Source organism: Kitasatospora sp. NPDC051914, from assembly GCF_040680995.1.
Classification (GTDB): domain Bacteria; phylum Actinomycetota; class Actinomycetes; order Streptomycetales; family Streptomycetaceae; genus Kitasatospora.
In genome coordinates, this window is record NZ_JBFAXX010000054.1 from 39,132 (window position 1) to 61,772 (window position 22,641).

Consider the following 22,641-nt stretch of genomic DNA (forward strand, 5'->3'; position numbering starts at 1 on the left):
GGGCGGCCGGGGACCGGTGGGTGTGTCGGTGCAGCGGGCGTCAGGTCACGGACCGACGAACTCGCCCGACGCGTTGTTGTTCTTCAGCTTGGAGTTGAGGTCCCGGCGGGTGTTCATCGGGATCGCCTGGCAGGCGACGCTGCAGTCCCAGCCGCTGTTGTAGAAGACGTTGAACGTGCCGTACCAGTGGTTGTCCACCGCGGCCGCGTGGTTCTTCACCGCGACGCCGGCGCCGGAGCTGCCGTTCTTGCCGGCCTTGAACGTCAGGCCCGCGTAGTTCTCGATGCTGGTGTTCTCGATGTACACCGCGCCGTAGCCGTAGTCGCTGGAGTTGTAGTACAGACAGACCTGGCCGCCCTTGCAGTCGGCCGTGAAGGCGGACGCCTCACCGGCGGTCGCAAGGCCCGCAGTCGCCACGGCACCGGCCACGACGACCGCCGAGATGAGCTTCCTGATAACCACGTTGATCCTTCCGTTCAGGGCACACCGGTACGTCCGGCGCCCTCCGCGGGGGACCCACCAGGTCCCGGCGCGCGGTGGTGTCGGCCCTGCGGTGATCGCGGGGGCCGATGGCGCATTCATGCTGGCGAAGCGCGGTATCGCGGCCGTATCGCTCCGATGGCGCGGGTTCCGGGCGCGGTCGCGCCGGCTGCAACCGGCGCGATACGGGCGCGCTATCAAGATCGCTTAGCGTCCCGGACGGAGCGCGCCCGGGCACGAGCACCGACGGCTCCGCCCTTCCGTGCAACGCCCGTTCAGAGGAGACCAGTCCGTTGCGAAAGCTCATGGGCCGCACCGCCAAGGCCGCCGTTCTGTCCCTGGCCGCCGCGGCCGGCGTGGTGCTCGCACCCGCGACAGCGGAGGCAGCCGACTACAACAGTGCCTGCGGCAGCGGCTACCGCGAGATCGACCACCTCACTCTCAGCGGCTACGGCACCGTGTTCCTGACCTACAACGGCTCGACCGGCAAGAACTGCGTCGTCACCGTCCGGGACAACCCGGGCGAGCGCCTCTACATGAACGCCCTCGTCCGGCTGGCCGGTTCGCAGCAGTGGATCGGCGACTACGGCGACTTCACCTCCTATGCGGGCCCGGTCTACGTCTCCGCGGCGGGCCGCTGCATCGACTGGGGCGGCGAGATCGAGACCGTCTACCTCTACCGCCAGAACGTCCACTGCGGCTGACCGTCACGGAGCCCGCACCCGTCGACGATCCCCGGCGCCCCTGCGAGCCCGGCCGGCCCCGCCCGGTCGGGCTCGCCGCGCTTCCGGCCGGTGGGCCTGCCACGGTGGGCCCGCACCGGCTCCCGACGCAGAAAGCCCGCGTACGGGGGCAGACCGCCGCCGGGCACGAGGCGGCTCGCACCCGGCGGCGACGGGAAGGCTGCCGGCCGGGGAGGTCGCCCCCGGCCGGCCGTGGACGGGTCAGCCGAAGATACGGATGGCGTAACTGCGGCTGCCGTACACGTTGGTGATGTGGACGCTGCTGGTACCGCGCGGCGGGGCGGCCTCGATGATCCGGCCGTTGCCGATGTACAGCGCGACGTGGTCGGTGTTGCCCGGGCTGCCCCAGAAGATCAGGTCGCCGGCCTTGACCGAGTTGTAGGGACCTGGGTGGCCTGGACGGACTCGTTGGTGTTCTGGCCGATCTCCTTGCCCGCGGCAGCCCAGAAGATGTACTCGGTGAACCCGGAGCAGTCGAACCCGAAGCGGTTGTAGTCGTCGTAGCCGCCCGGCGAGAGCGAGGCGATGCCGCAGCTCGGGCCGCCCCGGCCGCCGCCCCAGGCGTGGCCGAGGCCCCTGGTGGTCTGCGCCTTGGCAAGGGCGATGATGCGGTCGATCTTCTCGGCGCTGGTCCCCGCGGTGCTGCCCGCCGGGCCGCCGATCCGGCCGTGGCCGACCCTGTCCCAGTCGCCGTTGCCGGTGGTCGGGCCGGTGGGGCCGTCCGGCGGGCCGCCGGACGGCTGGTCGTTGTCACAGCGCGGCATGTTCGACAGGAAGCCGTCGGTGGTCTTGTCCCAGGTGTTGCTGCCGTAGGCGTTCTCGCCGATGGCCTGGCAGGTGATCCGGATGGTGCTGCCGACCGGGTAGACCTTCACCGCCGGAGCCGAAACCTGGCTGGTGGCCCGGCCGTTGAGGTCGGTCTTGGCCACGTACCCGGCCGAGGTCGGCGGGGTGGTCGAGGCGCACTTCGGCAGGTTGGGATTGAAGCCGCTGTAGCCGGTCTTGACGTACACGTCGGTGCCCCAGAGGCCGTCCGCGGTCTTGTCCCAGATGGTGCTGCCGTACGCCGATCCGCCGGTGGCCTGGCGGACGACCGGCACCGACTCGCCCTTGAGGTAGGCGTTGACGCACACGACGGCCGCGGACAGGCTCGGGCTCTGCCGGCCGTCGAGGTCGGCGGTGGCCGGGAACGACGTGGCGTCGAGCGAGGTGTCGCCGCAGCGGATTCATGATGGCGAAGCGCTGTATCGCGGCCGTATCCGCCCGATGGCGCGGCTAGCCCGGGCCCCGACTCCCGTACACGGGGCCGTCGTTGCTGCCCGGCGGGCCTGTCCGGGTGCGCCCCCGAGGCGATACGCACGCGCTATCGGCACCTCCTAGCGTCTCGAACGGATCACGGGTCCCGACGCGGGCCCGGAGACGCAACCCCCTTGCCCGACACCGGGACGGGGTCAGGGCCGATCCTCCACCGAACCGGAAGGAACCACCGCATGGCATCCGCCATCAAGACCCGGAACACCGCAACCCGACTGCTCGCGGCCGTCGCCGTCCTGAGCGGCCTGGTGCTGAGCGCCGCACAGGCCCACGCGGCGACCCCGCCGCCCCAGACCGGTGCATCGGCCGCCACCGCTGCCACGCTGCCCGTGGTGGACATGGAAGCCACCGTCAAGGCTGCCCAGATCGATCCCCGACGCGCCGACAGCACGCTGACCCCGGGGGCCAAGGACTCGGTCCTGGCCGTCGAGCGGGCTCTGCAGGCCCGTGGTCTCCTCGACGCCCGCTGGGTGGACGGGTACTTCGGCACCACCACCATCACCGCCTACTCCGCCTACCAGCGCTCCCTCGGCTACACCGGCCTGGACGCCAACGGACTGCCCGGCGCCTCCTCCCTCGCCGCACTCGGGCAGGGCCGATTCACCGTCAGCCACAAGATCGGACCCGGCGCGAAGCTGCAGCGCGACGGATACACCGTCAACACCCGCACCCAGAACATGCTCACCGAAGCCGAGCGCCTCCTGGGCTTCAAGCTCACCCTGTCCCAGGGCTCCTACAACCCCGGCGGCGACCCCACGTCCGCCGGAACCCACGACGGCGGTGGCGTCGTGGACATCAAGGTCGACGGCATGTCCAGCAGCACCCGCACCGCCGTCGCCAAGGCACTGCGCCAGGTCGGGTTCGCCGCCTGGGTCCGCAACCCCAACCAGGGCGACTGGCCGTGGCACATCCACGCCGCAGCGATCAGCGACACCGATCTGTCCACCCAGGCCCAGCACCAGACCGGTGACTACTACCTCGGCCTCAACGGCCTGGCCAACCAGGCCGCCGACGACGGCCCCCGCATCCCCATCCAGACCTGGGAGGAGTACCAGCGCACCCACTGACCGCGCACACGGCACCACCCGAGCACGACCGAAGCACCCGTCGATGACACGCCACGAATAGAGAAGACCATGAAGAAGATACGCACCACGCTCACCGTCGCCGGCACCGCACTGGCCATGGCCGTTCCCCTCATCGGAGCCACCTCCGCCCCCGCCTTCGCCGCCTCCCGCGACGGGGTCTGCGACTCCGGCGAGTTCTGCTACTACTACAACAGCAACCAGGCCGGCTCGATCTCCGACTTCACCGGCTCCCTCAGCGACTACGGAGCCACCCAGCCGTCCTGCTACGAGTTCAAGGGCGCCGGCAACGGCCAGGGCGTCTGCGTCAAGAACAACGCCGCGTCGGTGTGGAACCGCACCGGCAAGACCGTCCGCGTCTACTTCAACAGCGGCTACGGCGGCGCCAGCCAGGACTTCGCCCCCGGCGCCAAGGGCAACCTCAACACCACCCTGAAGAACAACAACGCCTCCCACAAGTTCCTCAGCAGCAACGACGACGACAGCAACCAGAGCCCCACCAACGACTTCGACCACGGCACCCGCGGCTTCGCCGCCGACAACTGCACCGCCTTCGCGGCGTACCGCATCGCCAGCCGTCTCGGCGTCCCGAACTTCAGCAACTCATGGGGCGGCACCACCTGGGGCAACGCCAACACCTGGGACGACGCCGCCCGCCGCGTCGGCGTCACCGTCAACACCACCCCCACCGTCGGCGCCATCGCCGTCAACGACACCCACGGGGCCTACGGCCACGTCGCCTACGTCAACGCGGTCCACGCCGACGGCTCCTTCGACGTCGAGGAGTACAACTGGAACAACCGCCTCGCCTACGGCACCCGCAAGAACCTCCGCGTCAGCAGCGCGGAGAACTCCTTCCAGCACATGCTCCACTTCTGAGCAACCACCAGCACGACACCGGCACACCCGCACCAAGGACAACCCCGCAGCCGGGGTGATCTCGCGAGCGTGCAGGTGACGGCGGCGTGACGATGTGCGCCGGAGCCGCAGCGATACGCATCGAAAGCCCCGTCGGGCAGGTGACCTCTCCAAGTCGCCTTCGCCCGACGGGGCTTCGACGTGCCGCTGGTGTGCCAACGCCCCCGTCGAGGTCGGCGGTGGCCGGGAAGGACGAGGAGTCCAGCGAGGTGTCGCCGCAGCGGGGCACGCCCGGTGCGACGGCCGTCATCGGTTTCGCGGGCGGTCCGGCACGGCCGGGGCGAGGGGAAGTCCGCCCGGCCGGCGCGTGATCCACGGGACCCTGCACCTGGTGCGTAGCGTCCCGGTCGCCTCCCGGTAGCTCCGCAGTCCGAAACTTTCGAACCGTCATGCTACCTGTACAGATAAGGAGTTGATTCAACAAGCCCGGCCCGGGCGACAGATCACTGCCCGCGACCGCCGCCACCTGAGCCGCTACGAGCCCGCTACCCCGCGGCGATAGAAGGTGCGTATTCGGACCGCACACCCCACAAACCCCGGAGGCACCACCATGCGCAGGACTCTCTCGGCACTGGCCGCCGCAGGCCTCGTGCTCCTCGGCGGCATCACCCTCGCCCCGGAGGCGAACGCCGCGACGACCTACGGCTGCAGCGGCACCCTGGTCGACACCTACGACCTCAAGACCAACGGCGGCACCGGCACCAAGTACGGCGAGATGTACCTCTACTACAGCAGCGCCGACGGCGGCACCAACTGTGCCGCCGCCGTCGACACGCACTTCGCCTCCGGCGTGACCAAGTACCAGGCCGTCTACATCTACCGGTGCGTGTCCGGCACCAAGCCCGGAGACTTCTGCGACTACGACCGGTCGGACCAGGACAGCGGCAACTTCACCTGGTACGCGGGCCCGGCGAAGATCACCGGCACGGCGAACCGGTGCATCATGCTCTACGGCCGGGTCGACGACCCGAGCAACCGCGCGGTCGCCGACAAGAGCACCCTGGCCACCCACTGCAGCTGACGGCACCCGGCGGGGCGGCGGGCTCCACAGCCGCCGCTCCGCGCCTCCCCCTCAGCCGCGGCGGCGCAGGCGGGGGATCCGGTCGAAGACGGCCGCGAGCCGGGCCGCCTGGTCGAAGAGCTGGGCGGGCCGGGAGCGGTCGCCGTCCAGGTGCGTCAGCGTCTCCATCCCGAGGTAGAACGCGACGGCGGCGCTCGCCACCACCTGGACCTTGACCAGGGAGGCCAGCGGCTTGCCGCGCAGCAGGGTGGTCAGTACCTCCTCGGCCAGTTCCTCCCAGCGGCGCGTCTCCGTCATCAGCCGGTCGGCCGCCCGGGAGCCCGGGCGGGCGCCCGCGTAGATCTCCTGGACGGCGGCGATGTGCCCGACCTCGGTGTCCTCCCGGTAGAGCTCGCGGAGCAGTTCGACCGCGCGCCCGGCCCGGTCGATCCCGGACAGCTCGGTGCGGTAGCGGCGGGCCCGCGCCTCGCAGGTGTGGGCCAGGGTCGCCACCAACAGGTCGTCCAGGTCGGCGAAGTGGTAGTAGATGACGCCGGGCGCGAAGCCGCCGAGCTGTGCGATCGCCCGGGCGGTGGTGCCGCCGTAGCCGTTGCGGACCAGGCTGGCGAGGGTGGCGTCCAGGATCCGGGTTCTGGTCTCGGCGCTCCGGCCGTCGGCGCCGCGGGTCTCAGACAACGCGCACCGGCTGCACGCCGTTGGCGGTGAAGTACGGCTCCAGCCGGCGCGCCAGCTCCGGCAGGTGGTGGCTGGGCACCTGGGGGTAGAGGTGGTGCTCCAGGTGGTAGGTGAGCTCGAGGAAGAGCGCCGGCACGATCCGCCCCCGCAGCGTCCTGGTCCTGGTCAGTGGGGTGTCGCCGTAGTCGTGGTGCGGCAGGTACACCGTCAGCAGCGGATACACCCAGCTTCCTACGATCACCATCACCGCGTACGTCAACACCCCAGGAGCATAAGGCCAGAGCAGTATCCCGCCCACCACCGCGGTGATCGGCGCGGAGGCTTCGGCCAGCAGCCAGCCGCGGTCCTTGCCGCGCCGGAACGACCACCACCAGAGGCGGACCAGGAAGACCGGGCCGTGCAGCACCGCGCCGAGGAACGACAGGTCGGCGGGGTGGCCCTCGGGGTCGTCGGGGTGCGGGAAGTACCGGTGGTGCTGGGTGTGGGTGGCCCGGTAGGCGTGGCCGCTCTCCAGCAGCACCAGGCCGGTTGCGAACAACGCCCACTCGGTGGCCCGTTCGGACAGTCCGATGGTGCGGTGCACCACGTCGTGGGTGACGTTGACGACCGCGACGAAGACCAGGAAGGCGACCAGCGGGGTGAGCCACCACCAGCCCGCCCAGGCCACGCCCGCGAAGAGCAGCACCCCGGCGAACGGGCGGGCCAGCGCCACCACCCTACGGCGGCGCGAGGTGACCAGCAGGTCGGTGCCGAGTTCGGCCAGGGTCGGTGCGTTCACCGGCGGTGTCCCTTCTCGCGGAGCATTCCCTCGGCGACGATCCGGCTGCCCAGCACGCAGGCCACCGTGCCCAGTCCGGGCCAGGTCGAGTCGCCCACCAGCCAGAGGCCCGGGCCGCCCAGGTCGTGCGGGACGGCGAACTGGTTGGTGTTGCGCAGCCGCTGGCGGGGGCCGCCGACCGCCCCGTCCGGACGGAAGCCGAACCGCTGGTAGCTGCGCGGTGTGCCGGTCTGCGCGAACACCGCCCGACGCGCCAGCTCCGGGTAGGCGCGGCGGGCGTGGCCGATCAGCCGCTCGCCGATCTCCTTCTTGCGCAGGGCGTACTCGCCGTCGTCGAGCCCGTTCCAGGCGGCGAGTTCGGTGTGGGTGGAGATCATCACGGCGCGGTGGCCGGGCGGGGCGCTCACCTCGTCGCCCGGCGCGGAGACGGAGACGAACATGTTGTTCCCGTCCCCGAGCGGTAGGTCGTAGGACTGCAGCAGCTGGTGGTGGGTGAGCTCCTGGCCGGCCACCTCGTCCTCCGGCACCCCGAGGAAGACCACGACGGCGCCGCCCATCTCCTTCTCGTCCCGCACCAGGTACGGCCGCAGCCGACGCGCGACCGGGAGCCCGGCGCATATCCGCGCCGTGGTCGCGGCCGGCACCGCAGAGACCAGGCGGCCCGCGGTGACCGTGCCCCGCCGCGTCTCCAGCCGGTACTCCCCCGGGCCGCCGTCCACCCGGGACACCTCGCAGCCGACCCGGAGCGAGCCGCCGAGCTCCCGGTAGCGCGCCACCAGCACCCGCCAGAAGCCGTGCATGCCGCCGGTGTGCCGGCTCAGCCCGGCACCCCGGATGGTGACGCCGAGCGCCGCGTTGATCAGCGGCGCGTCGTCGATCCCGGCATGGACGGTGTCCTCGACCAGCATGCTCAGCAGCCCGACCAGCGGCGCGTCGGAGCGAAGGCCGTGGCTGTGCAGGGCGTCCCCGAGCGTCCGGTTGAGATGGCGGGCGAGCGGCACCCCCGCGAGACCGATCGCCCGTAAGTCCTGCAGCGCGGTCGCGGGCGAGCGCACCGGCAGCCGTACACCGGCCCGGCTGGCCCGCCAGAACGTCTCCGCCAGGCGGTCCAGCAGCGCCCAGAAGCGGCGGTGCCGCTCGGTGTCGCCGAGCATCCGCAGCCGTTCCGCGCGCCAGGCGTCCGCATCGCGGTGCAGCACCACCTCGCGATCCGGCAGAAAAGCCCGGTATCCCGGCAGCGCCTGCGCCTCCAGCGGGCCGATGCCGACGCTCTCCAGCAGTTCGGCCCCGACCCCGCCGGCCTCGAAGTCCACCAGCGTGGTCGCCCCGACGTCGAAGGAGAAGCCCCGCTTGCGGTAGTACCCGGCGCAGCCACCGGCGTGCCCGTGCGCCTCCAGCACCACGGTGGAGAGCCCGGCCGCCTGCAGCCGCAGCGCGGTCGCCATGCCTGCCATGCCTCCGCCGATGACCGCCACATCGGCACGGGCGGATGTCTGAACGTCCGTTCTGAACATTCGTTCAGAATGAGGCGGTGCCTGAATGAACGTCAAGAGGTGGTGTGAACGACGCAGTTGATGGCAGGTGGAAGCGGCCGGCCGACCGCCTCACTACGGCGCCGGCACCCTCTCGAGGCCGTCGCGCCCGCGGTCGGAATGTTTCCGGAGCCGTTTTGTCACGCCACGATGCCCGGATTGATCGCAGTTGCGAGAACTGCCCGTATTGGGCGGCGGAGCCGTCGAAGCCGTTTCGTTCCGGCAGGCCGCTCGTTTCGTCGCCTATTCGGCGGCCGGGTTGTCCCGCTGCTGGGCCCGGTGGGCGCGGGAACGGCAGCGCGGCGAGCAGTAGCGGCGGGGGCGGCCGGTGCTGCTGGACGGCGGCAGTGCCCGCCCGCACTGGGCACAGCCGGCGGACCCCTCCAGCGGACTGCCGAGCTGCTGGTCACCGTCGGCGGACAGGACGCTGGTCAGGTTGAGGCGCTCGGCGATGGCACCGGCCTGGAAGCGGCTCTGGGCGCCGAGCGTCTCGAGGAGTTCGGAGACATGGCGCCGGCAGGTGCGCAGGGAGACGCCGAGACGCCGGGCGATGGCCTCGTCCTTGAGGCCGTTGGCGAGCAGGACCACGATGTTCTGCTTGAGGTCCTCCGAGATCTCACGCGCGGCCCGGGGGCCGATGCTGAAGGGGAAGGCCGTCTCCCAGTCGCGTTCGAAGGTCTTGATCAGGAAGGCCAGCAGGGACGGTTCCCTGATCAGCAGGGCACCGCCGGGGCCCGCGGGGAGGAAGGCCAGCTCCCGGTCGACGATGATCATCTGCGGGAGGGTGTCGGTGAGCGTGCGGATCTCGGCGCCGGCGGCGATGAGCTGCTCGGCGTTGGCGCGGGTGGCGGGATCGAAGCGGGTGGTGTGCTGGTAGAGGTTCCTCATCCGTACGCCGGAGCGCAGGAGTTCCAGGTCCCGGGGCAGGGCCTCGCGCATGGCTCCGGGCGGGAACGCGCCTCCGGGCTTGGAGACCAGGACCTCGGTGCGGCTGGCACCGACGGCGTCCACGAGCATCGCCCGGACGGCGAACTTGTCGGTGACCAGGTCGATGGTTCCGTGCGGGTGCGCATGCTGGCGCCCCTGCAGGTAGACCGGCACCAGGGCGGCGAACTCGTCGCGCAGGGACTGGAGTTGCTCCCGCTTCGAACGGAGCTCCTCCTCGCGGACGCGGAGGGCGGCCTCCTGGTCGGAGAGCAACTGGGCGCTGGCGGCCTGGGGGTTCTCCGCCTGCCACGCCGTTTCTGCCGCTGCCGCGGCATCGGCGGGCTTGAGGAGGCGGGCCGCGGTCAGGGTCTGGAGAGCGGCGAGGCAGGCGGCTTCCGTGAGCCCGGTCTCGCTCGCGGCCCGCGGCAGGAGGCGTTCGGTGAGGGGGCCGTTGACCAGGGTCCACTGGTACAGGGCGAGCGCCGCCTCGTCGATCGTCGGCCCTGCCGGGTCCAGCGGGTCCTTCACCACCGATTACCTCCTGAACGTGCATGGCGCGCAGATGAGACATTCACGGCCTCCCGTTCGCCACCCCGTGATGCGATCGTTCTTCCTGGGCGATGCACCACAAGTGCCCGCCTGCAGAGGTTGTCCAGACAGGATGAGGAGGGGAATCCCGTGAAGAAGAGGGTCGCACGCCTGATGGCGGTCACGGCGCTGGGGTTCGGGATCATCGGTGCGGTCGCGGTGAACACCGGGGCATCGGGCGCATGGACCGGCCCGGAGCGGACAACGGCCGGACAGAGCTGCCCGGTCACGACGGCCTGGGGGCCCGACGGCGGCAATCCTCATCTGTCCTGCGCACGGGCGCCACTCAGCTAGCGTTCCGGCCCCACCGGGGCCGAAGTCGCCGAATGCGACTGCACTGTTGTGCCCGGACGCGGTCACCGTGTCCGGGACGGCGGCCCGGCGATCCACAGGCGGAGCGTTCCGCCGGGCCGCAGCCGTAGAACCCCCCGAGGCTCCGCCCGGGTGCGGGGGCAGCGGAATCCATCCGCTGTCGGTTGGGTGGAAGTGGGCCCGCGCCCGAAAACGATCCTCGACCGCGGCACGAGCATCCACGTGATGCCGGAAGAGCCGACGTCCTGCCGAGAACCTGTTCTGACGGACATTCACTTCACGGCACTGCGCCGCCCGATGCAACGGGCCGTGGCGCCGCTGCGCGCCGGGCCTGCGATGCGCGCAGCGCGCTCGCGTGCCACGGGCATTCGAACCTTCACGCCGAACCTACCGGACGTCCGCCATGCCGCCGGTCGGTCCGCAGTGCTGGGCACCACCTGTCCCCGGCACACGTTCCCCACCACTCTCCATGCAACGAAAGGGATCACGATGCTGTCGGCAGAGAAGAACCGGACGCTGACGGAGGTGGGCGCCGGCACACCCATGGGTGAACTGCTGCGCAGGTACTGGCATCCGATCGCCCCCATCGCGGAGCTGCGCGAGCAGGGCGTCAAGCCCGTCAGGCTGCTGGGTGAGGATCTCGTGCTGTTCCGGAAGTCGGACGGAAGCCACGGTCTGATCTCCCGCGGGTGCCCGCACCGGGGCACCGACCTCGGCACCGGCTGGGTCGACGGCGACCGCATCCGGTGCGCCTATCACGGCTGGGCCTTCGACTCGGAGGGCCGGTGCGTCAACCAGCCCTTCGAGGAGGCGGGCCCGGCCGGGGGATTCCGTGACAAGGTCCGGGTGGCCTCCTATCCCACCGCGACCCTCGGCGGACTGGTCTGGGCCTACCTGGGGCCGGACCCGGCACCGCTGCTGCCGAATTTCGAGCCCTTCGGCTGGCGGCACGGATTCGTCGAGCTCATCCTGACCCGGCTCCCGTGCAACTGGTTCCAGTGCCACGAGAACGGGATGGACCCCGTTCACTTCGAATGGCTGCACCTGAACGGGAACGCCGTGCGGACCGCTCCGGACGCCCCCGTCTACGTCCCGAGCCACCTGTCGATCGACTTCCTGGAATTCGAGTTCGGATTCGTCAACGGCCGCGAGATCGAGACCCCCGCGGTCCCGCCGAAGGTCTCGTACGCGGGCACCAGCAGGGTGGAGGACGGCGGCATCCTCTGCCTGTGGCCCTACACCCTGGCATCGGGGAACACCATCGAGTTCCGCGTACCGGTGGACGACCACAACACCCTGAACATCACCTGGCAGTACTCGGTGCTGCCGGACGACGTCTCCACGGACGCCCAGGAGACCGGCGCCGTCCCCTACTGGTACGGCCCGCTGACCGACCCGGCAACCGGGCGGATGCTCATGTCGCACACCGGGAACCAGGACTTCGCGGCGTGGGTCGGGCAGGGCACGGTCGCCGACCGCAGCCGCGAGCAGCTCGGGCGCACCGACGCCGGAATCACCCTGCTCAGGCGCAGGTACTTCGAGGCGATCGAGACGGTGGCCCGCGGTGAGGACCCGCCGGGGACGGTGCGCGACCCCGGGGCCAATGTGCGCATTCCGCTTCCGCTCAGCGGAAAGTCCCTCTACACCGACGGAATGCCCCGCGCGGAGTTCGAGGAGAAGCTCGCCGCCAGGAAGCGGAGCGGGCTGTTCGGAATCGGCGGGTTCCTGGCCGTCCAGGCGGGGCGTCCCGAGCATCTCCAGGAGGCCTACGAAAAGCTCGCGGGAATCGTCGAGGAGCCGCCGGGTGAACTCGATTGAACCCGCCGTGCCGACCGGCACCGTTCACTTGATGTCTTGATGCTTTGGAGCCCCCCAGTGATCAGAGATTCCGTCGTCAAGAGCGTGCTCCTCATCGGAGGAAGGCGTACGGAGGCGCTCGAGGCGGCCCGCGAGGCCGGCTGCCGCGTCGTTTTCGCCGGGCCGAAATCGGCGATGACGGAACGGCACCGCGAACTGGCCGATGCCGTGTTCCTGCTGCCCGACCTGGCGCCCGAAACCGCGGTCGAACTCGCGCTCGCCGTGCACCGGGTGGTGCCGTTCGACCTGGCCCTCACGGTCGGCGACCAGTACTCCCTGGCCGCGGCGAGGATCAACCACGAACTCGGGCTCGGGTCCAACCCGCTGCGCACCGTGGCCGCGGTCAACGACAAGGCGCTCATGCGGGAGATCCTGCGCGACAAGGCCGTCGGCCGGGTCTCGGCGGCCGAGGTGCGGACCCCCGCAGACCTGCAGGAGTTCGTCGAGGCCGCCGGATTCCCGGTGATCGTCAAGCCCGCGCAGGGAAGCGCCAGCAAGGACGTCTTCGTCGTCACGGACCGGGCCGCTCTGGAGAGCACCACGTCACGGCTGGAGTTCCCCGGTGGCGACTCGGCGCCCTGGGTGGTCGAGGAGTTCCTCCAGGGCCGGGAGTTCAGCGTCGAGACGCACAGCACCGCCGGGGTGCACCATCTCCTCGCCGTCACCGAGAAGTTCACGACGGAGAACTTCGTCGAGATCGGCCACGTGGTGCCGGCCCGGATCAGCGCCGAGGAGCGCGACGCGATCGCGGACGAAGTGCGGGCGGTCCTGACCGCCCTCGGAGTGCAGGAGGGCCCCGGGCACACCGAGATCATGCTGACCGCCCGTGGGCCCCGGCTGATCGAGACCCACACCCGCCCGGGCGGCGACGCGATCGTGGAACTCCTCCGGCTCGCCACCGGCCACGACATCCACCGGCTCAACTTCGCCTGGCTGTCCGGGCAGCCGGTGGACCTGGCGGCCGAGCCCCTGGTCGGCGCCGCGGCCATCTGGTTCCTCACGCTTCCGCAGGGCCGGGTGACGGCCGCCGGTGGGCTGGCCGAGGCCGAAGCCGTCGAAGGGGTGACGGCGGCCGACCTCTCCGCCGCGGTCGGCGACGTCATCGCCCCGATCCGCAGCTCCGAGGACCGCTACGGCGAGGCGCTCGCGGTCGGCGACGACGCGGACGGCGCACTGCACCGGGCCCGGGAGGGCGTCGCCCGGCTCACCGTCGAGGTCGAGCCACTGGAACCCGCTGCACCCGCAGCGCGATGACCTCCGCCCATCACCTACCGAGAAACGGTGGCCGCATGACCACGACGACCGCCGGCCCGGACGGACCGGCCGCCGAACGACCGCACCTGCTGCTGGTGGGCAGCGGGGGACGGATCTGGCGCGAGTACCTCCTGCAGTCCATGAGTGCCCGGTACCGGCTGCACCTGCTCTGCCCCGCGCCTCCCACCTGGGAGCTGCCCCACCTCGACGCCTTCACCGTCGTGGACACCCTGGACGCCGAGGCCATGGCGGACGTCGCCCGTGGCCGCCGGGAGGGCTTCGCCGGCGTGGTGACGTACGAGGAGACCCGGGTGGAGGCGGCCGCCGCGCTGGCCACCGCGCTGGGTCTGCGCACCAGCCCGCCGGCCGCGGTGCACGCCTGCCGGGACAAGTACACCGGCCGCGAGGCACTCGCACGGGCCGGCGTCCCGCAGGCCGAATCGGTCGCCGTCGCGGACCTGGCCGAGGCCCGGGCCGCCGCGGCCCGGATCGGCTACCCGGTGGTGGTCAAACCGCGTGCGCTGTCCGCGAGTTGCGGAGTGACGCTGGTGGCAGGGCCGGAGCAGCTGGAGGAGGCCTATCTGGAGGCGGGCCGGATCTGGTTCGACGGGGTGCCGGCCTTCGAGCGCCCCGTCCTGATCGAGGAGTTCCTGGACGGCCCGGAGATCAGCGTCGAGTCGCTCTGCCGCGACGGGCAGGTCACCGCGCTGTTCGTGGCCCGCAAGGAGCTCGGCTACGCGCCCGGCTTCGAGGAGGTCGGCCACACCGTCCGGGCCGACGACGCGCTGCTGCACGACGAGGCCCTGCTGAAGGTGCTGCAGGACGCGCACACCGCCGTCGGACTGACCGACACGGTGACGCACACCGAGCTGCGGCTGACGGCCGCCGGGCCGCGGATCGTCGAGATCAACGCCCGGATCGGCGGGGACCGGATCCCCTACCTGGGCCGGCTCGCCACCGGCATCGAGACCGGGCTGGTGGCGGCGGACCTCGCATGCGGGGCCGTACCCGACACCACGCCGACGCGCTCGGCCACGGCCGCCGTCCGGTTCCTCTACCCCCACCACGACCTCACGGTCGAGTCCATCGAGATCGACCACGGCCGGCTGCCGTCCGGGATCCACGAGCTGCAGCCGCTGGTGGAACCCGGCACCCCGCTGAGGCTCCCCCCGGTCGACTACGCCCGGTGCCGCTACGCCCTCGTCATCGCGACGTCCGACAGCGAGAAGGCCTGCGCGGCGGCGCTGGAGCAGGCAGCCGCCGCGGTGACCGTGCACGGCACCCCGCTGTCCTGACCGCTGCCTCGAACTCCGAAGGAACACCACGCACATGTCCAAGATCATCGCCATCGTCTCGGGCGGCATGGACTCCGTCACCATGGCGCACCACCTCAAGGAGCAGGGCAACGAGCTCCACCTGCTGTCCGTCGACTACGGCCAGCGCCACCGCAAGGAGCACGACTACGCGGCCGAGGCGGCCGAACGGCTCGGCGCGGTGCACCAGGTCGCCGATCTGAGCGCCCTGGGCGCCATGTTCCACGGCTCCTCGCTCACCGACCCCTCGGTCGACGTGCCCGAGCAGACCTGGAACACCTACGGCGAGAGCCCCAACATCGTCCCCAACCGCAACGCCCTGCTGCTCGCCGCCGCCTACGCGATCGCCGTCGTGGAGCAGGCCGAGGCCGTCGCCATCGGCGTGATGGCCGGCGACGTCGCCTCGGTGCCCGACAGCACCCCCGCCTTCCTCGAGGCCTTCGACGCCATGGAGCGGATCGCCACCCGGGGATACGCACACCCCGACCTCACCCTGCTCGCCCCGCTGGCCGGCATGGACAAGAGCGGCGTGGTCCTGCTGGGCGAAGGGCTCGGCGTGGACTGGACCCGCACCTGGACCTGCTTCCGCGGCGGCGAGATCCACTGCGGGCGCTGCGCGTCCTGCTGGGAGCGGCAGGACGCCTTCGCCGGCGCCGCCGTCAACGACCCGACCACCTACCAGGAGAAGAAGTCATGACCCTGCGCATCACCAAGCAGTTCGCCTTCTCGGCGAGCCACCAGCTGCACGGCCTGCCCGAGGGGCACCAGTGCGGCCGGCTGCACGGCCACAACTACGCGGTGGAGCTCGAACTCAGCGCCGAACGCGACCGGCTCACCGCCCCCGGCTTCGTCCGCGACTACGGCGAGCTCGCCGGCTTCAAGGGCTGGATCGACGAGTGGCTCGACCACCGGCACCTCAACGACGTGCTCACGGAGCAGAACCCGTCGGCCGAGAACCTCGCCGTGTGGATCTACGACCAGTGGTCGAAGGAGTTCCCGGAGCTGACCGCCGTCCGCGTCTCCGAGACGCCGAAGACCTGGGCCGAGTACCGGCCCTGACCATCCGTTGCGGCGCACTGACGCCACAACCCGACAGACGGAAGTGAGGTGGTGCCCCGTGGAACCGGAACTCGTCGTCAACGAGATCTTCGGCCCCACCTAGCGGCCTTCCAGGGCGAAGGCAGATCGATCGGCCGCCGCTGCGCCTTCCTGCGGCTGGGCGGCTGCAACCTCGCGTGCCACTGGTGCGACACCCCGTACACCTGGGACTGGACGGGCCGGAGCGACGCGGGGGTGAAGTACGACCCCAAGGTCGAACTCCGGTCGATGACCGTCGGCGCGGTCGCGGAGAAGCTGCTCGACTACGGCGTCGACCTGGTGGTGATCTCCGGCGGAGAGCCGCTGAGCCAGCAGCAGCGGCTGGTGCCGCTGGTCGACCGGCTGACCGGCCGGGGCATCGAGATCGAGATCGAGACCAACGGCACGCGGGTGCCCGACGACCGCCTGATCGAGGCCGGCGTGCGCTTCAACGTCTCACCGAAGCTCTCGCACGCCGGAGACCCCGCGGCACGCCGGATCGTCCCGCGCGCACTCCGCAGGATGGCCGAACTGCCCTCCAGCACCTTCAAGTTCGTCTGCGAGAGCACGACGGACCTGGACGAGGTCGCCGAGCTCGTCCAGCAGTTCGGGATCACCTCGGTCTGGATCATGCCGGAGGGGCAGAGCCGCGGGGCGATCGACAAGCACATGGAAGATCTGGTCCCCGAGGTCATCGACCGGGGCTGGAACATCACGACCAGGCTGCACACCCTGGTCTGGGGACACAAGAGGGGTGTCTGAGCAATGTTCAACACACAGGTCGACGACCGGCTCCTGGACCTCGTCGACACGACCGGCACGGATCCCCTGGAGGATCTCGCACGCCTGCTGCTGACGGAGATCGGCGAGGACGTGACCCGCGACGGGCTCAAGGACACCCCGGCGCGCTACGCCCGCTGGTGGCGGGAGTTCACCGACTACGACCCCGGCACCGTCGAGACGCTGTTCGAGGCGACCTCCACCGGCCAGCTGGTGCTGGTCTCCGGCATCGAGGTGTGGTCGCTGTGCGAGCACCACCTGCTGCCGTTCAACTGCACGCTGTCCATCGCCTACCGGCCCGCGGGCAAGCTGCTCGGCCTGTCCAAGTTCGCCCGGATCGCACACCGGCACGCCCACAGGCTGCAGGTCCAGGAGCGCCTGGTCTCGGACATCGCCGGCGACATCATGCGGATCACCGGCGCGGAGGACGTCGCCGTCATCGGCAACGGCGAGCACCTGTGCATGACCATGCGCGGCATCAGGACCGCCGCCCGGATGACCTCCAGCTCCTTCAACGGAGCCTTCGCCGAGGAGGGTCCCGCCCGCTCCGAGCTGTTCACCTTCCTCCGCGGAGCCTGACCGAAAGGCACCCCATGTCCGACATGTTTCCCGTACTCGACCTCCGGGACACCGAACGGGGCCCGCAGGCGCGCGCCGAGTTCCTGGACCGGCTGCGCGCAGCCGCCCACGACATCGGCTTCTTCCAGCTGGTCGGCCACGGCGTCGACGGCGCGGCCGAACTGCTCGACCTGGCCCGCGAGTTCTTCGCCCTGCCGCAGGAGAGCCGCGAGGCCCTCGACATCCTGGACTCCCCGCACTTCCGCGGCTATTCGCAGCTCGGCCGGGAGCGCACCCGCGGCATCCCGGACCTGCGCCAGCAACTGGACGTCGGCCCCGAGCGGCCGGCCGGCACCCCGGGCCCCGGCGACCCCGCCTACCTCCGGCTGGTCGGCCCCAACCAGTGGCCGGCCGAACTGCCGGCCCTGCGCCCCGCCGTACTGGACTGGATGAGCCGGCTGACCGAGGTCTCGCACCGGCTGCTCCGGCTCCTGCTGGAGGCGCTCGAGACGCCCGCCGACTTCCTGGACGCGGTGGTGGACCCCGACCCGCAGGTCCACTTCAAGCTGCTGCACTACCCGGGCCCGGCCACCGGCGCGGACGACGCAGAGGGCCAGGGCGCGGGAATCCACAAGGACCTCGGCCTGCTCACCCTGCTGCTGCAGGACGACAAGGGCGGTCTGCAGGTCGCCGTCGACGACGGCCGGTTCGTCGACGTCCCGGTGGTGCCGGGGGCGTTCGTGGTGAACCTCGGCGAACTGCTCGAGGTCGCCACCCGCGGCTACCTCCGGGCCACCGTCCACCGGGTGGTCCGCCCGGCGCCGGGTGTCGACCGCTACTCCGCGCCGTTCTTCTTCAGCCCCCGGCTGGAGGCGTCGATGCAGCCGCTGCCGAGCCCCTACGTCTCCGCCGCGGGCGGGGTCGTCCACGACCCGGACAACCCGCTGTTCGCGTGCTACGGCGAGAACGTCATGAAGGGGCTGCAGCGGGGGTTCCCCGAGCTCGTCGCCCGCCACCACCCCGACCTGCTCGCACCGGCCGGCCGGTGAAGCACACCACCGGCCGCCGGCCGGGCCGCACCGTCCACAGGAAGGAGCAGAGCAGTTGAACGACCGCAAGCCGGCCGTCCTCCTGATCGACCCGGTGAACATCGGGGTGGGGTACAAGCAGGCCGCCCGGGACATGGGGCTGGCCGTCGTGTCCCTCTACACCAACGAGCCCGGCGAGTTGAACACCACCTGGCCGAACCACTCCGCGGGCGACGACGTCTCGCTCTTCAATCTCGAGGCTCCCGAGCTGCTGGCCGCACTGGCCGGGCTCGACTTCGAGATCAGGGCCGTCGTCCCGGCGATGGAGTCCGCCGTCCACCTCACCGACGTCGTCGCGCACGAACTCGGCCTGCCCGGGAACGACCTCGCGCTCGCCTGGGCCCGGCGCAACAAGGTCGCCATGCGCGAGCACGCGGCCGCCGCCGGCATCCGCATCCCGGCCTTCCGGCTGGTGAAGGACCCGTCCGAGGTGCTGGAGGCCGCCGAGAGCATCGGCTACCCGGTCATCGTCAAGCAGACCATGGGCGCCGGCTCGCTGGGCACCACGCTGGTGAACGACAGCGAGGCCGCACGCAACTACCGCGCCGTGGAGACGGTCGACATGTGGGGCTGGCCGGTCGAGGAGTGGCTGGTCGAGGAGTACGTCCGGGGACGCGAGTTCGCGGTCAACGCCTTCAGCAGCGACGGCGAGCACCGGGTGCTGGACATGTGGGAGTACCGGCAGCCCGACGACCGGGACTACGACTTCCCGCTCTGGGACAACGTCCAGGCCGTCCGGGAGGACCGGGACTGGGCCAGGGTCGAGGCGTACGTCGAGGACGTGCTCACCGCGTTCGGCGTGCACCGCGGCCCCAGCCACACCGAGGTGAAGGTCAACGCCGACGGCGTCTACCTGATGGAGACGGCGGCCCGGCTCCCCGGCGGCCCGGCCACCGACCAGTGGTCGAACTTCACCGACATCCGGCCGTTCCACGACGCGCTGGAGTGCTACCTCGGGAAGCGTCCCCCCGTCATGGACAGGCCGATCAACAGCCGCGCCGTCTTCGGCGCGAGCGCCGTCCGCAACGACGACGCCCCGGGCACCCTGGTGGCCGTGCACGGCCTGGAGCAGATCCGCAACCACCCCGGTGTCGACAAGGTCCTGGTCTCCTACCAGCCCGGGGACCACGTGCCGCTCACCACGGACACCAAGACCATCCCGTTCGGCGCCTGGGTCTCCGGCCCCGACCAGGACGCGGTCGTCCGGGTGCTCGCCGAGATCCGGGACATCGTCCGGCTGGAGATCGTCCCGGACCGGGCGGTCTGACGGAGTCCTCCCCTCTCCCTGTCCCCTGCCCCGGCCCCTCGCACCGGGGCAGGGGACAGGGCCCGGCGCACCCGTCCGTCATCCCGGCCCGCCCGCCTGCAGGGCCGTTCTGAACCCGACATTCGCGACGCAAGAGGAACAGCATGACTCTCCTAACCTCGATGCATCCCGGCCCCGTCCAGGTGGACGCCCGCACGGCAAGCGCGATGGAACAGCTCGCCGAAGACCTGCGCAGCGTGGCCGGGGGCCAGATCGACAGCCCGGAGTGGATCCGCGCCACCCGGCAGGCATGGGCCGGCGCCCCGGAGCAACTACGCAGCACCCTCGCAGAGTTCAGGCGCGACTCCGACACATCGGGCACACTCCTGATCCGTGGCCTGCCGGTGGCCGACGAACACGGGATCCCGGACACACCCGCCGTCGGCGGCTCCGTCCAGCGCACGGCCTCCGTGCCGGCCGCCGTCCTGATGCTGGCCGCCCACGGGCTCGGCGACCCGATCGCCTTCCAGCAGGAGAAGTCCGGCGCGCTGGTGCAGGACGTGGTCCCGGTCCCCGGGCAGGAGGACTTCCAGGGCAACGCCGGCTCGACCCGGCTCACCTTCCACGTGGAGAACGCCTTCCACGACCACCGGCCGGACTACGTGATGCTGCTGTGCCTGCGCGCGGACCACGACGGGAGCGCCGAGCTGCGCACCTGCTCCGCCCGCCAGGTGCTGCCCGACCTGAGCGAGGCGACTCTGCACACGCTGCGCGGACCGCACTTCGTCACCGCCCCTCCGCCGTCGTTCGGTTCGGGCCGGGAAGGCCGGCCGCACGCCGTCCTGACGGGCAGCCCGGAGGACCCGGTGCTGCGCGTCGACGAGGCCGCGACGAAGCCGCTGACCCGGCAGGCTGCTGCCGCCATGGCCGAACTCGGCGACCTGTTCCAGAACTCCCACAACGCGGTCCGGCTGCTCCCCGGGGACCTCGCCATCGTGGACAACCGGGTGACCGTGCACGGCCGTTCGGCCTTCCGCCCGCGCTACGACGGACGGGACCGCTGGCTGCAGCGCACCTTCGTGGCGGCGGACCTGCACCGCTCACGGGCACTGCGACCCGGGGACGGCCATGTCCTCGCCTCCTGAGACGCAGACCGGGGCCGAGTCCGAATCGCATCTGCCGCCTGCCGGCTACCGCGAACTGATGCGCGTCCCCGGCTTCTGGCGGATCGCGGCGATCAGCATGGCGTCGAAGCTGCCGCCCAGCATGGTCCTGCTCAGCCTGCTGCTCCTGGTCGGCCGGGACCACTCGTACGGCACGGCAGGGCTGGCGGTGAGCAGCTTCATGATCGGCCAGGGCGTGACCGCCCCGCTGCGCGGCCGGCTCGTCGACCGGTACTCGCCGCGCGCCGTTCTGCCCGGCTTGCTGGCCGGGTACCTCGGAGCCACGGTCCTGCTGGTCCTCCAGGTGCGCGCCCACGGGTCCGACACCGCCGTCGTGGCGCTGGCCGCGGCGCTGGGAGCCACCACCCCGCCGGTCACCGCCATGATGCGGTCGATATGGCACACGGTCGCCGATGCACGGGTGCTGGCCACCGCCATGGCGCTCGACTCGACCATGATGGGCGCCGCACTGGTCATGGGCCCGGTGCTGGCAGGCTGGCTCAGCCTGTCGGTCTCGGGCGTCGCACCGTTCGCGGTCGTCGCGGTCCTGACGGCCGGCGTGGTCGCTCCGCTGGTCAACACCCCGCCCGCCCGCAGCCCGAGCCGGCCCGGGCACTGGCTGGGGCCGCTGACGTCCGCACCACTGCGCCGCCTGATGGCCGCGGACGCACTGTTCGTCGTATCGCTCACCGCCGTCGACGTCGTGCTGCCGATCTACGCCCAGCAGAACCACGCGGCCTCGTACGCCGGCCTGTACCTGGGGGTGATGTCGGTGGGCAGCACCCTGGGAAGCCTCGCCCTCGGCGCGGCACCGGCGTGGCTGTCCCGCGGGCCCAGGGTCTCCGTACTCCTCGGCCTCTTCGCGCTGGGCACCGGCGTGCTGGCACTGGCCGCCCGGATCTCGCCGCAGGCGGTCCTGCTGGTCTGCCCGGTGGCCGGGCTACTGATCGGTTCCGTCTTCGGGACGCTGCGGACGGCGGGCGGGGACCTCGCACCCGACGGCACGGTCACCGAGACCATGGCCTGGCTCAGCAGCCTCGACCAGGCGGGCGGCGCACTGGGTGCAGCGGTCTTCGCCCACCTCGCCGTCGTGAACGGCGGCAGCACGGCACTGCTGTTCATCCCGGCCATCGCCCTACTGGCCGCCGCAACCGGCTGGAGAGCCGCCGCCTCGCCGACCGCTTCCAGCGCACCGGATTCGTGAAGTTCGACCAGTCCGCACGGCTGGTGCCCGACGGGCTGATCCGTGCCGGCTCCGAGGCCCTACTGCGCTTCCTGTCCGGGATCGCCAGGGAACGGGTCACCCAGGAGATGTCGGACGACAAACACAACCTGATTGCCGATCAGTAGTTCGCGTCCGACACTCACGGCTGACACTGGGACGACTACAGCTTCGCCCTGAACTGGGCGCTGTGCATGCCTCCCCTCACCTGCGGCGGCATGGTCCAGACACCACCATGCACCGGACGGTTCCCCTCTCACAGGACGGCGCCACCCGCACCATGCTGGTCGTTAGCCTCGCCGGCGACCGCGACCTCGGCAAGGAGCTGCTCGGCGACGACCGCTGGTGGGAGCACCCCCACGCCACGGCCGTCCAGCAGGTCGGCCGGACAGAGCCGGACTGGCTCTGATCTCGGGCAGGTACAGGGGCTTTGGCACCGACCCGAAGCTTCCACCGACCGGCGCTCAATCGAAAGGCCCCGTCGAGGCAGTGAGCGGATTTCGCTGGCCGCCAGTCGACTACCCACCGGCTACGGATCGTGATCTTGGTCATGTCTGAATGCTGGACCAGCCATTACCCGGTGAATCCGGGCTGAGTGATTGAGCCTCTGTAGCAGGTCACGTCCGCCGGAGTGGTGTATCGACGGCCACTCGGTGATCCGGTTTCAGGCTAGGCGGTAAGGGCTGTCGTGATGGTCTCGTCGGGGGTTT

General features: G+C 71.1%; 25 protein-coding genes. 18 read left to right on the forward strand and 7 right to left on the reverse strand.

Annotated elements, in window-relative coordinates; all coding sequences use genetic code 11:
* Window positions 1-45: 45 nt before the first annotated feature.
* Complete coding sequence (locus AB0M03_RS29640; RefSeq protein WP_363496703.1) at window positions 46-462, reverse strand: hypothetical protein; 417 nt, start codon at window positions 460-462, stop codon at window positions 46-48.
* A 311-nt stretch (window positions 463-773) separates the two neighbouring features.
* Here AB0M03_RS29640 and AB0M03_RS29645 point away from each other — a divergent pair, with 311 nt between their 5' ends.
* Complete coding sequence (locus AB0M03_RS29645) at window positions 774-1,184, forward strand: spore-associated protein A (protein WP_363496706.1); 411 nt, start codon at window positions 774-776, stop codon at window positions 1,182-1,184.
* A 240-nt stretch (window positions 1,185-1,424) separates the two neighbouring features.
* On the opposite strand, the gene AB0M03_RS29650 is transcribed toward AB0M03_RS29645, so the two are convergent.
* Window positions 1,425-1,670 (reverse strand): NlpC/P60 family protein, encoded by a 246-nt coding sequence (locus AB0M03_RS29650; RefSeq protein WP_363496770.1) that lies wholly within the window; start codon window positions 1,668-1,670, stop codon window positions 1,425-1,427.
* Window positions 1,577-2,356, reverse strand: a complete 780-nt coding sequence (locus tag AB0M03_RS29655; RefSeq protein WP_363496709.1) for a hypothetical protein — start codon at window positions 2,354-2,356, stop codon at window positions 1,577-1,579. Before AB0M03_RS29655 ends, AB0M03_RS29650 begins: the two co-directional genes overlap by 94 nt.
* 357 nt (window positions 2,357-2,713) lie before the next feature.
* Between AB0M03_RS29655 and AB0M03_RS29660 the strand changes: the two genes are divergently transcribed.
* The 3 genes from AB0M03_RS29660 to AB0M03_RS29670 all read left to right on the forward strand — a co-directional run bounded on the left by AB0M03_RS29660 (window position 2,714) and on the right by AB0M03_RS29670 (window position 5,561).
* Window positions 2,714-3,604: a peptidoglycan-binding domain-containing protein gene (locus AB0M03_RS29660; protein WP_363496712.1), complete on the forward strand. Its 891-nt coding sequence runs from the start codon at window positions 2,714-2,716 to the stop codon at window positions 3,602-3,604.
* A gap of 69 nt (window positions 3,605-3,673) precedes the next feature.
* Window positions 3,674-4,501, forward strand: a complete 828-nt coding sequence (locus AB0M03_RS29665) for a CHAP domain-containing protein (RefSeq protein WP_363496715.1) — start codon at window positions 3,674-3,676, stop codon at window positions 4,499-4,501.
* Window positions 4,502-5,090: 589 nt separating this feature from the next.
* The gene (locus AB0M03_RS29670; protein ID WP_363496718.1) at window positions 5,091-5,561 is read left to right on the forward strand and encodes a hypothetical protein; all 471 of its coding nucleotides are present in this window, start codon (window positions 5,091-5,093) and stop codon (window positions 5,559-5,561) included.
* A gap of 51 nt (window positions 5,562-5,612) precedes the next feature.
* Here AB0M03_RS29670 and AB0M03_RS29675 read toward each other — a convergent pair whose 3' ends face one another.
* From AB0M03_RS29675 to AB0M03_RS29690, 4 genes are all read right to left on the reverse strand, one after another.
* Window positions 5,613-6,236: a TetR family transcriptional regulator gene (locus tag AB0M03_RS29675; protein WP_363496721.1), complete on the reverse strand. Its 624-nt coding sequence runs from the start codon at window positions 6,234-6,236 to the stop codon at window positions 5,613-5,615.
* Window positions 6,229-7,014: a fatty acid desaturase gene (locus AB0M03_RS29680; RefSeq protein ID WP_363496724.1), complete on the reverse strand. Its 786-nt coding sequence runs from the start codon at window positions 7,012-7,014 to the stop codon at window positions 6,229-6,231. Before AB0M03_RS29680 ends, AB0M03_RS29675 begins: the two co-directional genes overlap by 8 nt.
* Window positions 7,011-8,528: an NAD(P)/FAD-dependent oxidoreductase gene (locus AB0M03_RS29685; RefSeq protein ID WP_363496727.1), complete on the reverse strand. Its 1,518-nt coding sequence runs from the start codon at window positions 8,526-8,528 to the stop codon at window positions 7,011-7,013. Before AB0M03_RS29685 ends, AB0M03_RS29680 begins: the two co-directional genes overlap by 4 nt.
* Before the next feature lie 261 nt (window positions 8,529-8,789).
* Window positions 8,790-10,004 carry a helix-turn-helix domain-containing protein gene (locus AB0M03_RS29690; RefSeq protein ID WP_363496730.1) on the reverse strand — a complete coding sequence of 405 codons (1,215 nt, stop codon included), beginning with the start codon at window positions 10,002-10,004 and terminating at the stop codon, window positions 8,790-8,792.
* Between the two features lie 147 nt (window positions 10,005-10,151).
* On the opposite strand from AB0M03_RS29690, the gene AB0M03_RS29695 reads away from it, so the two are divergent.
* The 14 genes from AB0M03_RS29695 (at window position 10,152) to AB0M03_RS29760 (ending at window position 22,340) form a co-directional block, all read left to right on the forward strand.
* Entirely contained in the window at window positions 10,152-10,355 is a 204-nt protein-coding gene (locus tag AB0M03_RS29695) for a hypothetical protein (protein ID WP_363496733.1), read from the forward strand.
* Between the two features lie 507 nt (window positions 10,356-10,862).
* Window positions 10,863-12,191: a Rieske 2Fe-2S domain-containing protein gene (locus AB0M03_RS29700; RefSeq protein ID WP_363496736.1), complete on the forward strand. Its 1,329-nt coding sequence runs from the start codon at window positions 10,863-10,865 to the stop codon at window positions 12,189-12,191.
* Window positions 12,192-12,248: 57 nt separating this feature from the next.
* On the forward strand, window positions 12,249-13,484 hold the full coding sequence (locus AB0M03_RS29705) for an ATP-grasp domain-containing protein (protein ID WP_363496739.1): 1,236 nt from the start codon (window positions 12,249-12,251) through the stop codon (window positions 13,482-13,484).
* Window positions 13,485-13,519: 35 nt separating this feature from the next.
* On the forward strand, window positions 13,520-14,779 hold the full coding sequence (locus AB0M03_RS29710; protein ID WP_363496742.1) for an ATP-grasp domain-containing protein: 1,260 nt from the start codon (window positions 13,520-13,522) through the stop codon (window positions 14,777-14,779).
* Between the two features lie 34 nt (window positions 14,780-14,813).
* Window positions 14,814-15,494, forward strand: a complete 681-nt coding sequence (locus AB0M03_RS29715; protein ID WP_363496745.1) for a 7-cyano-7-deazaguanine synthase — start codon at window positions 14,814-14,816, stop codon at window positions 15,492-15,494.
* On the forward strand, window positions 15,491-15,856 hold the full coding sequence (locus tag AB0M03_RS29720) for a 6-carboxytetrahydropterin synthase (protein WP_363496748.1): 366 nt from the start codon (window positions 15,491-15,493) through the stop codon (window positions 15,854-15,856). Before AB0M03_RS29715 ends, AB0M03_RS29720 begins: the two co-directional genes overlap by 4 nt.
* 51 nt (window positions 15,857-15,907) lie before the next feature.
* Window positions 15,908-16,636 carry a 7-carboxy-7-deazaguanine synthase QueE gene (locus AB0M03_RS29725; RefSeq protein WP_363496751.1) on the forward strand — a complete coding sequence of 243 codons (729 nt, stop codon included), beginning with the start codon at window positions 15,908-15,910 and terminating at the stop codon, window positions 16,634-16,636.
* 3 nt (window positions 16,637-16,639) lie between these two features.
* Window positions 16,640-17,233 (forward strand): GTP cyclohydrolase I, encoded by a 594-nt coding sequence (gene folE / locus AB0M03_RS29730; RefSeq protein WP_363496754.1) that lies wholly within the window; start codon window positions 16,640-16,642, stop codon window positions 17,231-17,233.
* Between the two features lie 14 nt (window positions 17,234-17,247).
* Window positions 17,248-18,261 (forward strand): 2-oxoglutarate and iron-dependent oxygenase domain-containing protein, encoded by a 1,014-nt coding sequence (locus tag AB0M03_RS29735; RefSeq protein WP_363496757.1) that lies wholly within the window; start codon window positions 17,248-17,250, stop codon window positions 18,259-18,261.
* 55 nt (window positions 18,262-18,316) lie between these two features.
* Entirely contained in the window at window positions 18,317-19,567 is a 1,251-nt protein-coding gene (locus AB0M03_RS29740) for an ATP-grasp domain-containing protein (RefSeq protein WP_363496759.1), read from the forward strand.
* A gap of 206 nt (window positions 19,568-19,773) precedes the next feature.
* Entirely contained in the window at window positions 19,774-20,691 is a 918-nt protein-coding gene (locus AB0M03_RS29745; RefSeq protein WP_363496773.1) for a TauD/TfdA family dioxygenase, read from the forward strand.
* 58 nt (window positions 20,692-20,749) lie between these two features.
* The gene (locus AB0M03_RS29750) at window positions 20,750-21,913 is read left to right on the forward strand and encodes an MFS transporter (RefSeq protein ID WP_363496762.1); all 1,164 of its coding nucleotides are present in this window, start codon (window positions 20,750-20,752) and stop codon (window positions 21,911-21,913) included.
* Window positions 21,910-22,059: a hypothetical protein gene (locus tag AB0M03_RS29755; RefSeq protein WP_363496765.1), complete on the forward strand. Its 150-nt coding sequence runs from the start codon at window positions 21,910-21,912 to the stop codon at window positions 22,057-22,059. Before AB0M03_RS29750 ends, AB0M03_RS29755 begins: the two co-directional genes overlap by 4 nt.
* A gap of 107 nt (window positions 22,060-22,166) precedes the next feature.
* Window positions 22,167-22,340 (forward strand): hypothetical protein, encoded by a 174-nt coding sequence (locus AB0M03_RS29760; RefSeq protein WP_363496767.1) that lies wholly within the window; start codon window positions 22,167-22,169, stop codon window positions 22,338-22,340.
* The last annotated feature ends 301 nt before the right edge of the window (window positions 22,341-22,641 follow it).